Below are 15,358 nucleotides of genomic sequence, written 5' to 3'. Positions count from 1 at the left end.
GACTCGCAGCGAACCCCCGCCGCATATCAGGAAAACGGGGCCAGTATAGCAACGCCAAGAGCTGGTTCAAAGGAATAGCTACTGGGTTTCCTGCGTGCTGGAAACAATGTTAAGGCATTTGGGGGGCTTTGGCTTCCCTGGAGAGGCGCATTGACGCTGGATACGGCGTTTTCGGCGCTCCATTGGTTTTCCATGTTGGTTTTTGACAACAGGGCCATTGGGCGCGGCCCGACGGCCGGCCGCGGCTTGCCGATGGCGGCCCGCAATGGCCGCTCATCGGGCACTTCCCGTGGCCCTGCCCAACGGGATCGGAATCGAATGATAGAATTTCCTGTTTACCCGGCCCGGGTTCCTCCTTACACGATTCTGTCGTTATATATATGGATTCCTTTGCCAAGGAGACGCTTCCGGTTTCGCTGGAAGAAGAGATGCGCCGCAGTTACCTCGATTACGCGATGAGCGTGATTGTTGGGCGGGCGCTACCGGATGTGCGGGACGGGTTGAAGCCCGTCCACCGGCGCGTGCTCTACGCGATGCACGAACTGAACAACGATTGGAACCGCGCCTATAAGAAGTCGGCGCGTATCGTCGGGGACGTCATCGGTAAATACCACCCCCACGGCGACCAATCCGTCTACGACACCATCGTCCGCATGGCGCAGGATTTCTCCATGCGCTACATGCTGGTCGACGGCCAGGGCAACTTCGGCTCGATCGACGGCGATAACGCCGCGGCGATGCGTTACACCGAAATCCGCCTGGCCAAGATCGCCCACGAGCTGCTGGCCGACATTGACCAGGAAACCGTGGACTTCGGCCCCAACTACGACGGCAGCGAGCAAGAACCGCTGCTGTTGCCGTCGCGCCTGCCCAACCTGCTGGTCAACGGCAGCTCGGGCATCGCGGTGGGCATGGCCACCAACATTCCGCCGCACAACCTCCAGGAAGTGGTCGACGGCTGCCTGTACTGCCTGCGCAATCCGGCCTGCACGGTCGATGAGCTCATCGAGCTCATCCCGGCGCCCGATTTCCCCACGGGCGGCATCATCTACGGCATGTCCGGCGTGCGCGAAGGCTATCGCACCGGTCGCGGCCGCGTCATCATGCGTGCCAAGACCCACTTCGAAGACATGGAGAAGGGCAATCGCCAGGCGATCGTGATCGACGCGATTCCCTACCAGGTCAACAAGAAGACCCTGCAGGAACGCATCGCCGAACTCGTCAACGACAAGAAGATCGAAGGCATCTCCGATATTCGCGACGAGTCCGACAAGGACGGCATGCGTCTGGTCATCGAGCTCAAGCGCGGCGAGGTGCCCGAGGTTGTCCTGAACAACCTGTACAAGAACACGCAGCTGCAAGACACCTTCGGGATGAACCTGGTGGCGCTGGTCGACGGCCAGCCCCGCCTGCTCAACCTGAAGCAGATGATCGACTACTTCCTGCAGCATCGCCGCGAAGTGGTCACGCGCCGCACGGTGTTCCAGCTGCGCAAGGCCCGCGAACGCGGCCACGTGCTGGAAGGCCTGGCCGTCGCGCTGGCCAACATCGATGATTTCATCACCATCATCAAGGCCGCGCCGACGCCTCCCGTCGCCCGCCAGGAATTGATGGCGAAGTCGTGGGATTCGTCGCTGGTGCGCGAAATGCTGTCGCGCGCCGATGGCGATACGCCGGGAGGCCGCTCGGCCTTCCGTCCGGACGACCTGGACGCCGAGTTCGGCCTGCAGGGCGACGGCATGTACCGCCTGAGCGATACGCAGGCTCAGGAAATCCTGAACATGCGCCTGCAACGCCTGACCGGGCTGGAGCAGGACAAGATCGTCGGCGAATACAAGGACATCATGTCCACCATCGCCGACCTGCTCGACATCCTGGCCCGCCCCGAGCGCATCACGACGATCATCTCCGACGAACTGCAGGCCATCAAGGCCGAGTTCTCGACCGGCGTGAAGGACACGCGCCGCTCGGAAATCGAGATGAACGCGACCGAGCTCGATACCGAAGACCTGATCACGCCCACCGACATGGTCGTGACCCTGTCGCACGGCGGCTACATCAAGAGCCAGCCCTTGTCCGAGTACCGCTCGCAAAAGCGCGGCGGACGCGGCAAGCAGGCGACGGCGATGAAGGAAAACGACTGGATCGACCAGTTGTTCATCGCCAACACGCACGACTTCCTGCTGTGCTTCTCGAACCGCGGCCGCGTGTACTGGCTGAAGGTCTGGGAAGTGCCCCAAGGCACGCGCAATTCGCGCGGCAAGCCCATCGTCAACATGTTCCCGCTGGCTGACGGCGAGAAGATCACGGTGGTGCTGCCGGTCAAGGAATTCAGCGAAGACCACTACGTCTTCATGGCGACCTCGCGCGGCACGGTCAAGAAGACCCCGCTGTCCGACTTCTCCAACCCGCGCAAGGCCGGCATCATCGCCGTCGACCTTGACGATGGCGACTACCTGATCGGCGCCGACCTGACCGACGGCCAGCATGACGTCATGCTGTTCTCGGATTCGGGCAAGGCCGTGCGCTTCGACGAAAACGACGTGCGTCCGATGGGCCGCAACGCCCGTGGCGTGCGCGGCATGATGCTCGAGGAAACGCAGACCGTCATCGCGCTGCTGGTTGCCGGCGACGAAACGCAGACTGTGCTGACCGCCACCGAAAACGGTTACGGCAAGCGCACGCCGATCGGCGAATACACGCGCCATGGCCGTGGTACGAAGGGCATGATCGCCATCCAGACCAGCTCGCGCAACGGCAAGGTCGTGGGTGCGGTGCTGGTCAACCCGACCGACGAAATCATGCTGATCACCACCGGCGGCGTGCTGGTGCGCACCCGTGTCGCGGAAATCCGCGAAATGGGCCGCGCGACCCAAGGCGTCACGCTGATCAACGTGGATGACGGCAGCACGCTGTCCGGTGTACGCCGTGTCGTGGAAAGCGATGCGGACGACGACGGCGAACTGGACGAAGACGTCCAGGCTGACGGCGGCGACGACAGCAACGGTGCAGCAGACTCGACGGATTCGACGGAACCTACGGAGCAATAATGGCCCGCCCCTGGAACTTCTCGGCAGGCCCCTCGGCCTTGCCCGAGGTGGTATTGCAGCAAGCAGCAGCTGAGATGCTGGATTGGCATGGCAGTGGCATGTCGGTGATGGAAATGTCTCATCGCGGCAAGCACTTCGTGCAGATCTGCGACGAAGCCGAATCCGATTTGCGTGAGCTGCTGGGCTTGCCCGCTGACTACGCGGTCATGTTCATGCAAGGCGGAGGTTCCGGGGAGAACGCCATCGTTCCCATGAATCTCATGGGGCGCCGCAGCACGCCGGCTGCCGACTTCGTCGTGACGGGCCATTGGTCCAAGCGGTCGTACAAGGAAGCCGGGCGCTATGGCAGTACCCATGTGGCGGCAAGCAGCGAGCAAGCCATCCAGCTGGATGGCCGCGAGCAAGGCCCGCTGACCTGGGTGCCGCCGGTCGATACCTGGAATGTGCGCAAGGAATCGGCTTACCTGCACCTGTGCAGCAATGAAACCATCGGCGGCGTCGAGTTCATGGACTGGCCCGACACCGCCGCGCTGGGCGCACCCGACGTGCCGTTGGTCGTCGATGCGTCTTCGCATTTCCTGTCGCGTCCGATGGACGTGACGCGTTGCGGCATGATGTATGCCGGCGCGCAGAAGAACGCGGGCCCGGCTGGCGTGACCATGGTCATCGCCCGCCGCGACCTGATCGGCCACGCCTTGCCGATCTGCCCGTCCGCCTTCGATTACGCCAATGTGGCCGCGGATCATTCGCGCTACAACACGCCGCCGACCTTCGCGATCTACGTCGCTGGCCTGGTGTTCAAGTGGGTCAAGGCCAATGGCGGCGTGGCCGGCATGGAAGCCGCCAACAAGGCCAAGGCCGACCTGCTGTACGGCTATCTGGACAGCACCAATTTCTATCGCAATCCCATTCACGCTCCCGTGCGTTCGCGCATGAACGTGCCGTTTGTGTTGCGCGATGAGTCGCTGAATGACGCCTTCCTGCAAGGCGCTGATGCGGCGGGTCTGACGCAACTGAAGGGCCACAAGAGCGTGGGCGGCATGCGCGCCTCCATCTACAACGCCGTCCCCCTTGCCGGGGTGTCGGCGCTGGTCGAGTACCTGAAGGAATTCGAGCGCCGCTATGGATGAAGATCTGCAGCGCAAGCTGCTTCCCTTGCGCGCCCGCATTGATGCGTTGGACGCGCAGATCCTGGACTTGCTGTCGCAGCGCGCCCGCGCCGCGCTGGAAGTGGGCGAGGCCAAGCATGCCGCGCAAGCGGACGGCCCGGTGTTGCGCCCCGAGCGCGAAGCCGAAGTCATCCGCCGCTTGCAGCAGCTCAACCCTGGCCCGTTCCCGAATGCGGGCGTGGCGTCGGTATGGACCGAGATCATCTCGGCCTGTCGTGGCCTGGAGCGCGGCATGACCGTCGCGTACCTGGGGCCGCAAGGCTCGTTTTCCGAACAGGCGGCGCTGGAGCATTTCGGCCACGCCGTGCAGAAGCTGCCTTGCGCGTCATTCGACGAAGTGTTTCGCGCGGTCGAGGCCGGCCAGGCGGATGTGGGCATGGTGCCGGTGGAGAACTCCACCGAAGGCGCCGTCAACCGCAGCCTGGACCTGCTGCTGAACACGCCGCTGACGATCCTGGGCGAACGCTCGCTCGTCATCCGCCATTGCCTGATGTCGCAATCGGGCGGCATGGACGGCATCAAGACCATTTCCGCGCATCCGCAGGCGCTGGCTCAGTGCCAGGGCTGGCTGACGCGCAACTATCCCGACCTGGAACGCGTGGCTGCCTCCAGCAATTCCGAGGCTGCGCGTGCAGCGGCGGGCGACCCAACCGTTGCGGCGATCGCCGGCGAAGTGGCCGCGCCCGCCTGGAACTTGCAGGTCGTTGCGGCCGGCATCCAGGACGATCCGCACAACCGCACCCGTTTCCTGGCCATCGGCAACATCCAGCCGCTCGTCAGCGGCAAGGACAAGACCAGCCTGATCCTGGCTGTGCCGAACCGTGCGGGCGCCGTGTATGAAATGCTGGCCCCGCTGGCGGCCAACGGCGTATCGATGACCCGCTTCGAGTCGCGCCCCGCGCGCACCGGCCAGTGGGAATATTATTTCTACGTTGATGTCCTGGGCCACCGCAACGATCCGAACGTCGAGCGCGCCCTTGCCACCTTGCAGGCGCAGGTCGCCTATCTGAAAGTGCTGGGTTCCTACCCGGCGCCGTGAGCCTCCACACCATGACCACCGCATCCAAGCCCCTCGTTGCTCCCGCGCACGTCAGCGCCATCGCGCCTTACCAGGCGGGCAAGCCCATTGAAGAACTGGCCCGCGAGTTCGGGCTGGATCCGGCCGGCATCGTCAAGCTGGCGTCCAATGAAAACCCGCTGGGCATGCCCAAGTCGGCGCGCGCGGCCATGCTGGCCGCGGCCGAGTCGCTGGCCCGCTATCCCGACCCCAACGGTTTCGACCTGAAGGCGGCCCTGGCGGAACGCTACGGCGTGCCGATGAACTGGATCACGCTGGGCAACGGTTCGAACGACATCCTCGAGATCGCCGCGCTGGCGCTGCTGGAGCCGGGCTCGTCGGCGGTGTATGCACAGCACTCGTTCGCGGTGTATCGCCTGGCCACGCAAGCGCGCGGCGCGCGCCACATCGTCGTGCCGGCGCAAGACTACGGCCACGACCTGGATGCCATGTTCGACGCTATCGCCGACGACACGCGCCTGCTGTTCATCGCCAACCCCAACAATCCGACCGGCACCTTCGTGCCGGGCGACAAGGTCGCGTCGTTCCTTGAGCGCGTGCAAGCCGCTCATGGCGATCGCGTCACCGTGGTGCTGGACGAGGCCTACAACGAGTACCTGGATCCGGAGCACCGCTTCGACAGCACCGCGCTGGCCCGCCGCTTCCCCAACCTGATCATCTCGCGCACGTTCTCCAAGGCCTACGGCCTGGCGGGCTTGCGCGTGGGTTTCTCGGTGGCCCAGCCGCCGCTGACTGACCTGCTGAACCGCGTGCGCCAGCCGTTCAACGTGAATACGCTGGCCCAGGCCGCGGCGATCGCCGCGCTGGGCGATGCTGCCTACCTGGAAGAGGCGTATGCCTCGAACAAGTCCGGCAAGGCGCAATTGTGCGAGGCGTTCGACCGCCTGAAGCTGCGCTATGTGCCCAGCTACGGCAACTTCGTGCTGGTGCATGTGGGCGATGCGCCGCGCATCAATCTGGAATTGCTCAAGCGCGGCGTGATCGTGCGCCCGGTGGCCGGCGATGGCCTGCCTGAATGGCTGCGTGTGTCTATCGGCTTGCCGCAAGAGAATGCCCGCTTTATCGATGCCCTGACCGCCATCCTGTCCGCATGAACGACGCGTTACCTTCTACGAATCAGGGGGCCGCTGGCCCCCTGATTCCTGTATTGGCCGTCGTGGGCGTGGGCCTGATCGGCGGCTCCTTTGCCGCGGCGTTGCGCCAGGCGGGTCAAGTGGGCCGCGTGCTGGGAGTCGGGCGCAATGCGTCTTCGCTGGCGCGCGCCGTCGAGCTGGGATTGATCGACGAGGCCGTCAGCGCCGAAGACGCGGCGGCCCGCGCCGACCTGATCTTGCTGTCCACGCCTGTGGGTGGCTTGAAGAACGTGCTGGCACGGATGCTGCCGCATCTGGGCGCCACGACGGTATTGACCGACGCGGGCAGCACCAAGGCCGAAGTCGTCGACGCGGCGCGCGAGGCGCTGGCCGGCAGCATCGGACGTTTTGTGCCCGGCCATCCCATCGCGGGCGCGGAACGCACGGGGCCGGACGCGGCTGATCCGGGCTTGTACCAGGGGCGCACCGTAATCCTGACGCCGCTTGCCGAAAACAGCGCGCAGGCGACGGACCTGGTACGCCGAGCCTGGCAGGCCTGCGGCGCCAGCGTGATCGACATGGATGCCGGCGCCCATGACCGCTTGCTGGCATCGGTCAGCCATCTGCCGCATCTGTTGTCCGCGGTCTACATGGAACAGGTGGCCACGGCCGCCGACGCGCGCACGCGCCTGGACCTGGCCGGCAGCGGTTTTCGTGATTTCACGCGCATCGCGGCGGGCTCGCCCGAGATGTGGCGCGATATCTTTCTGTCCAATCGCGATGCGATGCTGGCCGAGCTTGCCGATGTGCGCGCCGTCCTGGATCGTGCCGAACGCGCCATCGCCGATGGTGACGACGCGGTGTTGCTGGCGCTGCTGGAAACCGCGGCCCAGGCGCGCCGCAACTGGCGCAAGGAGTAACTGACATGGGCGCTTTGCCTTATCTGGACCTGCCGCGCGTACGGCAAGCGCAGGGCGTGATCGCCTTGCCGGGTTCCAAGAGCATTTCCAACCGCGTGCTGTTGCTGTCGGCGATTGCCGAGGGCACCACCGTCATCACCGGCTTGCTGGATTCCGACGATACGCGCGTCATGCTGGGTGCGCTGCGCCAGCTGGGCGTGCAGGTGTCGGACCTGGACGCCGGCCGCGTCACCGTCGAGGGCGTGCGCCGTTTCCCCGTGGAAAGCGCCGATCTCTTCATGGGCAACGCCGGCACGGCGATCCGTCCCCTGACGGCGGCCCTGGCCCTGATGGGCGGTGATTATCGCTTGTCGGGCGTGCCGCGCATGCACGAGCGGCCTATCGGCGACCTGGCTGATGCCTTGAATGCGCTGGGCGCCCGGATCGACTATCTGGGCCAACCGGGCTACCCGCCGCTGCATATCGGCCGTGGCGAGATCGCCGCGGATGCCGTGACGCGCGTGCAGGGTTCGGTGTCCAGCCAGTTCCTGACCGCCTTGCTGCTGGCCGCACCGCTGCAGGCGGGCCGCAGCGGCAAACCCGTCACGATCGAAGTGGTGGGCGAACTCATCTCCAAGCCTTACATCGAAATCACGCTGAACCTGATGGCGCGCTTTGGCGTGCAGGTGCGGCGCGACGGTTGGAGCCGCTTCGTGATCGAGGGCGGCGCCGGCTACCGCAGTCCGGGCCAGATCGCGGTGGAAGGCGATGCCTCCACGGCGTCCTATTTCCTGGCGCTGGGTGCGATTGGCGGTGGTCCGTTGCGCGTGACGGGCGTGGGCGCCGACAGCATCCAGGGCGACGTCGCCTTTGCCGATACGCTGGCGCACATGGGCGCCAACGTGGCCTACGGTCCGGATTGGATCGAAGTGACCGGCGTACGGGTGGCCGACGGCGCGCGCCTGAAGGCGTTCGATACCGATTTCAACCTGATCCCGGACGCCGCCATGACCGCCGCGGCGTTGGCCCTGTATGCCGATGGACCGTGCCGCCTGCGCAACATCGGCAGTTGGCGGGTGAAGGAAACCGACCGCATCCACGCCATGCAGACGGAACTGGAAAAGCTGGGCGCGCAAGTGGAATCGGGGCCGGATTGGCTGCGTGTCATCCCGCCGGCACAGGATGCCTGGCGCGACGCGCACATCGGCACCTGGGACGACCACCGCATGGCCATGTGTTTTTCGCTGGCGGCTTTTGGCCCGGCAGCGGTCCGTATCCTGGATCCGGGTTGCGTCAGCAAGACGTTCCCGGGTTACTTTGATGTCTACGCGAGCCTGGTATCGGCCTAGCGCGAACCCCCCATGACTTTGACTTCTTCGATTGATTCCTCTCCGGCCGCCGTCATCACGATCGACGGCCCCACCGCTTCGGGCAAGGGCACCGTGGCGCATCGCGTCGCCAAGGCGCTGGGCTGGGACGTGCTGGATAGCGGCGCGCTGTACCGCCTGACCGCCCTGGCCGCCATCAAGCAGGGTGTTGCCGCCGACGACGAACCCGGCGTGGCCCGCGTGGCGGAAACGCTGGACGTGCGCTTTGACGGCCCCCATGTGTACCTGGAAGGCGCCGACGTCGGCCACGACATCCGCCGCGAGGAAGTGGGCAATTTCGCCTCCCGCGTGGCCGCTTTTCCCGGTGTGCGCCGGGCCCTGCTCGAGCGCCAGCGCGCTTTCCGCCTGCCGCCGGGCCTGGTGGCGGACGGCCGCGACATGGGCACGGTGGTGTTCCCGGATGCGTCCCTGAAGGTGTTCCTGGTCGCCGATGTGGTCGCCCGGGCGGAGAGGCGCCGTAAGCAGTTGATCGAAAAGGGAATTTCTGCTAATCTAGATGACCTTCTGCGAGACATGCGCGAGCGAGACGCCCGCGATACCGAACGCGCTACCGCGCCGCTGGCCCCCGCAGCAGATGCACACGTGCTGGATTCGTCTGATTTGACGATTGCAGAGACGGTGCAGGCAATACTGGATTTCTGGCAACAAGCGCAGGCAAAAGCTTAAAGGCATCAGCCTGAAAGCTTGGCTGAAAGCCCAAGTTAGCCAGTCCACCTTTATTTTTTGATTAGGCCCTGTTCTAGCCAGGCGCAACCCCCACGGGACACCCCGCAGGGCAAACCGGCAGGCAGGTATTTTGACTCCACTGTGGCGGGCAATCCGCTGCGGTGTGTTCTTAACGGCCATTTCGGCCCAATGGATTTCAACCCCATGTCTTCCGTTTCCACTACCGCCACCGGCGGCGAAAGCTTCGCCGACCTTTTCGCCCAAAGCCTCAAGAGCCAGGACATGAAGTCCGGCGAGGTCATCAGCGCCGAAGTCGTGCGCGTCGACCATAACTTCGTCGTCGTCAACGCCGGCCTGAAGTCCGAAGCGCTGATCCCCCTGGAAGAGTTCCTGAACGACCAGGGCGAGCTCGAAGTGCAACCCGGCGATTTCGTCTCGGTGGCCATCGATTCCCTGGAAAACGGCTACGGCGACACCATCCTGTCGCGTGACCGCGCCAAGCGCCTGTCGGCCTGGCTGCAACTGGAAAAGGCCCTGGAAAACGGCGAGCTGGTTACCGGCACCATCACCGGCAAGGTGAAGGGCGGCCTGACCGTCATGACCAACGGCATCCGCGCGTTCCTGCCGGGTTCGCTGGTGGATCTGCGTCCGGTCAAGGACACCACCCCGTACGAAGGCAAGACCCTCGAATTCAAGGTCATCAAGCTCGACCGCAAGCGCAACAACGTTGTGCTGTCGCGTCGCCAAGTGCTGGAAGCCAGCATGGGCGAAGAGCGTCAAAAGCTGCTCGAAACCCTGCACGAAGGTGCTGTGGTCAAGGGCGTGGTCAAGAACATCACCGACTACGGCGCGTTCGTTGACCTGGGCGGTATCGACGGCCTGCTGCACATCACCGACATGGCATGGCGCCGCGTGCGTCACCCGTCCGAAGTCCTGCAAGTGGGTCAGGAAGTCGAAGCCAAGGTCCTCAAGTTCGACCAGGAAAAGAGCCGCGTCTCGCTGGGCGTCAAGCAGCTGGGCGAAGATCCGTGGGTGGGCCTGGCTCGCCGCTACCCGCAAGGCACCCGCCTGTTCGGCAAGGTCACGAACCTGACCGACTACGGCGCGTTCGTTGAAGTCGAAGCCGGCATCGAAGGCCTGGTTCACGTCTCCGAAATGGACTGGACCAACAAGAACGTCGACCCGCGCAAGGTTGTTACCCTGGGCGAAGAAGTCGAAGTCATGGTCCTGGAAATTGACGAAGACCGTCGTCGTATCTCGCTGGGCATGAAGCAGTGCCGTCAGAACCCGTGGGAAGAGTTCGCCACGAACTTCAAGCGCGGCGACAAGGTCCGCGGCGCCATCAAGTCGATCACCGACTTCGGCGTGTTCGTCGGTCTGCCTGGCGGCATCGACGGCCTGGTTCACCTGTCCGACCTGTCGTGGACGGAAACGGGCGAAGAAGCCGTGCGCAACTTCAAGAAGGGCGACGAGATCGAAGCCGTGGTTCTGGGCATCGATACCGACAAGGAACGCATCTCGCTGGGCATCAAGCAGCTGGAAGGCGACCCCTTCAACAACTTCGTCGCCACGTTTGACAAGGGCGCCGTTGTTCCGGGCACCATCAAGTCCGTCGAAGCCAAGGGCGCTGTTGTTACGCTGTCCGTGGACGTTGAAGGCTACCTGCGCGCTTCCGAGATCTCCTCGGGCCGCGTTGAAGATGCCACCACCGTTCTGAACGCTGGCGAAAACATCGAAGCCATGATCGTCAACATCGACCGCAAGACGCGTTCGATCCAACTGTCGATCAAGGCCCGTGACAACGCCGAGACCGCCGACACGATCCAGCGCATGTCCGACGCCAGCGCTTCGTCCGGCACCACCAACCTCGGCGCGCTGCTGAAGGCCAAGCTGGACCAACAGCGCAACGACGGTTAATTCGTGACCAAGTCGGAGCTGATCGCCGCCTTGGCGGCCCGCTATCCTCAGCTGGCCGCCCGCGACACCGATTACGCGGTCAAGACCGTGCTGGATGCAATGACCCAGGCCCTGGCCTCGGGTCAGCGCATCGAGATCCGCGGTTTTGGCAGCTTCTCGTTGTCGCAGCGGTCTCCCCGAGTCGGTCGCAATCCGAAATCCGGCGAACAAGTGCTGGTGCCTGGCAAACAGGTGCCGCACTTCAAGGCGGGCAAGGAATTGCGCGAACGGGTAGACCTGGTCGGCGGCAATGACGAGGACGCTCAATCCTCTGGATCGAGTGAGCCGATGCCGTCCATGGCAAGTTTGCACGCCATGCATTGACGGCTCGGCGTAAAGGCTGCCTACGGGCAGATCGGACCGAGAACAGGCCCCTTGAGAAATCAAGGGGCTTTGTTTTTTCCGGCCGCGCGCCTGGTGGCCCGGCGCCCCGCGGGGATTTTTTTTCCTTGTGGCTTTGCGGCGTCGCTTACAATTGACAGTCTTGAATTCTCTGGAGCATGCGTCATGCGCTATCTCGTCTGGGCCCTGCGATTGCTCGTGTTTATTGCGGTATTGATGTTCGCCCTGAAGAACACCGATCCGGTTGCCGTGAAGTTCTACGCGGATTACGTCGTGCAAGACGTGCCGTTGATCGTTGTGATGCTGGTCGTATTCGTGGCCGGCGCCCTGTTTGGCTTGTTGCTGACCGTGCCCGCCGCCATGCGCCGCCGCCGCGAAGCCATGCGCTTGCGCCGCGAGCTGGACCGCGTGCAGGCCGCCGTCAACGGCACCACGCCTGTCGTGCCGCCGGAAGCCGTTGCGCCGATGTCGCCGCTGTGACGGCACGCCGTCTGCCGCACACCTCCTTTTCGCACTGAATTACCGCAAGAGCCCGAATAGTGGATTTTGAACCTTGGTGGTTGATTTTCGTGCCGGTGTTGTTTGCGCTTGGCTGGTTGGCCGCGCGCTTCGATATCCGGCAGATGCTTCGGGAAACCCGCAGCCTGCCCGACTCGTATTTCCGGGGGCTTAACTTCCTGCTGAACGAGCAGCCGGATCGTGCGATCGACGCGTTCGTCGAAGTCGCCAAGCTGGATCCGGAAACGACCGAACTGCACTTTGCGTTGGGCAGCCTTTTCCGCCGCCGCGGCGAGATGGAACGCGCCATCCGCGTCCATCAAAGCCTGCTGAGCCGCTCCGACCTGCCGGCCGCCGAGCGCGAGCACGCGCAACATGAACTGGCGCAGGACTTCCTGAAGGCCGGCATGCTGGATCGCGCCGAAAGCGGCTTTGAACAGCTCAAGGACACGCGCTACGCGCTGCCAGCCTTGCGCTCGCTGATCCGCATTTTCGAATCGGAACACGATTGGCCCCGCGCCATCGAGGCCGTCAAGACGCTGCAAGGCCTGGTGGACGAGCCCGTGCCGCAGATCGTGCACTACTACTGCGAGCAGGCGCAGACCGCGCTGACCGCCAAGCCCGCGGATGTGGATGCCGCGCACAAGGCGTTGGATGCCGCCGATCATGCGCTGTCCACGACCGACGCGTCGCTGAGCAAGGGCGCGATGGTGCGCACGGCCATGCTGCGCGCGCGCCTGGCCCTGATGGAGCAAGACCCCAAGCGTGAACGCCTGTACCTGGAGTCGGTGATGACCGACGCCCCGGAATACGCGGGCCTGGTGGCCGAGCAACTGCTGGCCAACTACCGCGCGGCCGGGCAGGTCGAAGCCGGGCTGGAATACCTGCAAAAACAGTATCAGCGCCACGCGTCGCTGGACCTGTTCAATGTGGTGTTCCGCGAATTGCGCGTGCAGCAAGGCTCGGCCGTGGCCTGGGCGTTCGCGCGCGGCGCGCTGCGCAGCCATCCGTCCCTGCTGGGCCTGGACCGCTTGCTGGAAGCCGAACTCGCCAGCCCGGAAGCCGGCGTCACGGAGCAGGGGCCGGTGCCCGGCGCCGACCTGACGCTGCTGCGCAGCCTGATCCACAAGCATACGCAACGGCTGGACCGCTATGCGTGCCGCAGTTGCGGTTTTCAAGCGCGTCGTTTTTACTGGCAATGTCCCGGCTGCAACGCCTGGGAAACCTATGCGCCGCGCCGCCTGGAAGAACTTGAATGAAGCCTTTCCCCGCCGAAGCCATTTCGCGTAGCCGCGTCCTAGTGGTGGGCGACGTGATGCTGGACCGTTACTGGTTCGGCGAAGTCGAACGTATTTCACCGGAAGCGCCGGTGCCCGTGGTGCGCGTCGCACGCCGCGAAGACCGCCTGGGTGGCGCCGCTAACGTGGCCCGCAACGTGGCGGCGCTTGGCGGCCAGGTGACGCTGGTGGGCGTGCTGGGTGCGGACGAGGCCGGTGACAGCATCCGCCGCCTGTCGGCCGAAGCCGGCATCCACGCCGACCTGATCGCCGACCCGTCCCTGCACACCACGCTGAAAATGCGCGTGCTGGGCCGCCAGCAGCAACTGCTGCGTGTGGATTTCGAACAGCACCCCGAGCAGGCCGCGCTGGACAGCGTGGACGCCGCGTTGGCCCGTCACCTGGCCAACCACGACATCGTGGTGTTGTCCGACTATGCCAAGGGCGTGCTGACCCGCGTCGAATCGCTGGTGGCCATGGCGCGCCATGCGGGCATCCCGGTGCTGGTGGATCCCAAGGGCGACGACTACGCGCGTTATCGCGGCGCCACGCTGGTCACGCCGAACCGCTCGGAAATGCAGCAGGCCGTAGGCCGCTGGAATTCCGAGGCCGAATTGACCGATCGGGCGCAACGCCTGCGTGCCGATCTGGACCTGGAAGCCTTGCTCGTGACGCGTTCCGAGCAGGGCATGACGTTGTTTACCGATACGGGGCGCGACCACATCGATGCGCAGGCGCACGAAGTGTTCGATGTGTCCGGCGCAGGCGATACCGTGCTGGCCACGCTGGCGGTGTCGCGCGCCATCGGCTTGCCGTGGGCCGAGGCCATGGGCTGGGCCAACAAGGCCGGCGGCATCGCCGTGGGTAAGCTGGGCACCTCCGTCGTCACCGCAGCCGAATTGGCAGGAGAATCCTCATGATCGTCGTAACCGGAGCCGCAGGCTTCATTGGCAGCAATCTGGTGCGCGGGCTGAACCGCCGCGGCATCCAGGACATCATCGCGGTGGATGATCTGACCGAAGGCGACAAGTTCGTCAACCTGGTCGATTGCCAGATCGCCGAGTACATGGACAAGGACGATTTCCGCCGCCGGGTCGCCGACGGCAGCCTGCCCGCAGTGCGCGCCGTGTTGCACCAGGGCGCGTGTTCGGACACGACCGAGCGCAATGGCCGCTACATGATGGACAACAACTACCGCGTCACGCTGGAGTTGTTCGAGTTCTGCCAGGCGCGACGCATTCCGTTCCTGTATGCGTCGTCGGCGGCGGTGTATGGCGGGTCGTCGATCTACGTCGAGCATCCCGACAACGAAGGCCCGCTGAACGTCTACGGCTATTCCAAGCTGCTGTTCGATCAGGTGCTGCGCAAGCGCATGGACAGCCTGACGGCACAGGTCGTGGGGCTGCGCTACTTCAATGTCTACGGACCGCACGAACAGCACAAGGGGCGCATGGCTTCGGTGGCCTTCCACAACATGAACCAGTTCCTGGAGCATGGCCATGTGCGCCTGTTCGCGGGCTGGGACGGTTATGTAGATGGCGGGCAGAGCCGCGACTTCATTTCGGTCGAAGACGTGGTGGCCGTGAACCTGCACTTCCTGGACCATCCGCAACAGTCGGGCATCTTCAATTGCGGCACGGGCCGAGCGCAGCCGTTCAACGACGTGGCGGCGGCGGTGGTCAATACCCTGCGCGCCGAGCGCGGCGAGGCCGAATTGACGCTCGCGCAGTTGGTGGAGCTGGATCTCATCCGCTACATTCCGTTCCCGGACGACCTGAAGGGCCGCTACCAGAGCTATACGCAGGCGGATGTCACGCAACTGCGCACCGCCGGGTTCTACGCGCCCATGCGCGACGTGCAGACCGGTGTGGCCGAGTATGTGCGCTATTGGCGCGCGCGCCGTTAAGGACGGACATCGCCTGGCATTGCGTTGTCTCGCCAGGCCTTGAAGAGAAACCACCG

The 15,358-nt window shown here is 64.6% G+C and carries 13 protein-coding genes; all 13 read left to right on the top strand.

What is annotated here, in order from left to right; translation table 11 throughout:
- Positions 1 to 380: 380 nt before the first annotated feature.
- The 13 genes from gyrA to rfaD all read left to right on the top strand — a co-directional run bounded on the left by gyrA (position 381) and on the right by rfaD (position 15,302).
- Positions 381 to 3,050, top strand: coding sequence for a DNA gyrase subunit A (gyrA, locus tag AC27VE_RS17145; protein ID WP_280025424.1), 2,670 nt, complete (start codon positions 381 to 383; stop codon positions 3,048 to 3,050).
- A complete protein-coding gene (serC, locus tag AC27VE_RS17140) occupies positions 3,050 to 4,180 on the top strand; it encodes a 3-phosphoserine/phosphohydroxythreonine transaminase (protein ID WP_006225151.1) in 1,131 nt (376 codons plus the stop codon). The genes gyrA and serC overlap by 1 nt, the downstream gene beginning before the upstream one ends.
- Positions 4,173 to 5,258 (top strand): prephenate dehydratase, encoded by a 1,086-nt coding sequence (gene pheA, locus AC27VE_RS17135; RefSeq protein ID WP_088590167.1) that lies wholly within the window; start codon positions 4,173 to 4,175, stop codon positions 5,256 to 5,258. Before serC ends, pheA begins: the two co-directional genes overlap by 8 nt.
- 11 nt (positions 5,259 to 5,269) lie before the next feature.
- A complete protein-coding gene (gene hisC / locus AC27VE_RS17130; protein ID WP_006225149.1) occupies positions 5,270 to 6,391 on the top strand; it encodes a histidinol-phosphate transaminase in 1,122 nt (373 codons plus the stop codon).
- A complete protein-coding gene (locus AC27VE_RS17125) occupies positions 6,388 to 7,290 on the top strand; it encodes a prephenate dehydrogenase (protein WP_488704510.1) in 903 nt (300 codons plus the stop codon). The genes hisC and AC27VE_RS17125 overlap by 4 nt, the downstream gene beginning before the upstream one ends.
- A 5-nt stretch (positions 7,291 to 7,295) precedes the next feature.
- A complete protein-coding gene (gene aroA, locus AC27VE_RS17120) occupies positions 7,296 to 8,618 on the top strand; it encodes a 3-phosphoshikimate 1-carboxyvinyltransferase (RefSeq protein WP_006225147.1) in 1,323 nt (440 codons plus the stop codon).
- A 12-nt stretch (positions 8,619 to 8,630) separates the two neighbouring features.
- Positions 8,631 to 9,323, top strand: coding sequence for a (d)CMP kinase (gene cmk / locus AC27VE_RS17115; protein ID WP_088590170.1), 693 nt, complete (start codon positions 8,631 to 8,633; stop codon positions 9,321 to 9,323).
- Positions 9,324 to 9,527: 204 nt separating this feature from the next.
- Entirely contained in the window at positions 9,528 to 11,240 is a 1,713-nt protein-coding gene (gene rpsA / locus AC27VE_RS17110) for a 30S ribosomal protein S1 (RefSeq protein WP_006225145.1), read from the top strand.
- A gap of 3 nt (positions 11,241 to 11,243) precedes the next feature.
- Positions 11,244 to 11,603, top strand: a complete 360-nt coding sequence (locus AC27VE_RS17105; protein WP_006225144.1) for an integration host factor subunit beta — start codon at positions 11,244 to 11,246, stop codon at positions 11,601 to 11,603.
- 183 nt (positions 11,604 to 11,786) lie between these two features.
- Positions 11,787 to 12,101 carry a LapA family protein gene (locus tag AC27VE_RS17100; protein ID WP_006225143.1) on the top strand — a complete coding sequence of 105 codons (315 nt, stop codon included), beginning with the start codon at positions 11,787 to 11,789 and terminating at the stop codon, positions 12,099 to 12,101.
- Between the two features lie 59 nt (positions 12,102 to 12,160).
- On the top strand, positions 12,161 to 13,378 hold the full coding sequence (lapB, locus tag AC27VE_RS17095; protein ID WP_315135154.1) for a lipopolysaccharide assembly protein LapB: 1,218 nt from the start codon (positions 12,161 to 12,163) through the stop codon (positions 13,376 to 13,378).
- Positions 13,375 to 14,316, top strand: coding sequence for a D-glycero-beta-D-manno-heptose-7-phosphate kinase (gene rfaE1, locus AC27VE_RS17090; protein ID WP_427959402.1), 942 nt, complete (start codon positions 13,375 to 13,377; stop codon positions 14,314 to 14,316). Before lapB ends, rfaE1 begins: the two co-directional genes overlap by 4 nt.
- Positions 14,313 to 15,302 carry an ADP-glyceromanno-heptose 6-epimerase gene (gene rfaD, locus AC27VE_RS17085; RefSeq protein WP_006225140.1) on the top strand — a complete coding sequence of 330 codons (990 nt, stop codon included), beginning with the start codon at positions 14,313 to 14,315 and terminating at the stop codon, positions 15,300 to 15,302. The genes rfaE1 and rfaD overlap by 4 nt, the downstream gene beginning before the upstream one ends.
- Positions 15,303 to 15,358 lie beyond the last annotated feature (56 nt).

This window comes from Achromobacter sp. 18P8.1.1 (assembly GCF_057799415.1).
The sequence above is the reverse complement of the archived record's forward strand: the minus strand, read 5'-3'. Positions and strand labels throughout refer to the sequence as shown.

Excerpts from the sequence above, each read along its gene's own strand:
- gyrA (WP_280025424.1), top strand. The coding sequence starts at position 381 with ATGGATTCCTTTGCCAAGGAGACGCTTCCGGTTTCGCTGGAAGAAGAG.
- serC (WP_006225151.1), top strand. The coding sequence starts at position 3,050 with ATGGCCCGCCCCTGGAACTTCTCGGCAGGCCCCTCGGCCTTGCCCGAG.
- pheA (WP_088590167.1), top strand. The coding sequence starts at position 4,173 with ATGGATGAAGATCTGCAGCGCAAGCTGCTTCCCTTGCGCGCCCGCATT.
- hisC (WP_006225149.1), top strand. The coding sequence starts at position 5,270 with ATGACCACCGCATCCAAGCCCCTCGTTGCTCCCGCGCACGTCAGCGCC.
- AC27VE_RS17125 (WP_488704510.1), top strand. The coding sequence starts at position 6,388 with ATGAACGACGCGTTACCTTCTACGAATCAGGGGGCCGCTGGCCCCCTG.
- aroA (WP_006225147.1), top strand. The coding sequence starts at position 7,296 with ATGGGCGCTTTGCCTTATCTGGACCTGCCGCGCGTACGGCAAGCGCAG.
- cmk (WP_088590170.1), top strand. The coding sequence starts at position 8,631 with ATGACTTTGACTTCTTCGATTGATTCCTCTCCGGCCGCCGTCATCACG.
- rpsA (WP_006225145.1), top strand. The coding sequence starts at position 9,528 with ATGTCTTCCGTTTCCACTACCGCCACCGGCGGCGAAAGCTTCGCCGAC.
- AC27VE_RS17100 (WP_006225143.1), top strand. The coding sequence starts at position 11,787 with ATGCGCTATCTCGTCTGGGCCCTGCGATTGCTCGTGTTTATTGCGGTA.
- rfaE1 (WP_427959402.1), top strand. The coding sequence starts at position 13,375 with ATGAAGCCTTTCCCCGCCGAAGCCATTTCGCGTAGCCGCGTCCTAGTG.
- rfaD (WP_006225140.1), top strand. The coding sequence starts at position 14,313 with ATGATCGTCGTAACCGGAGCCGCAGGCTTCATTGGCAGCAATCTGGTG.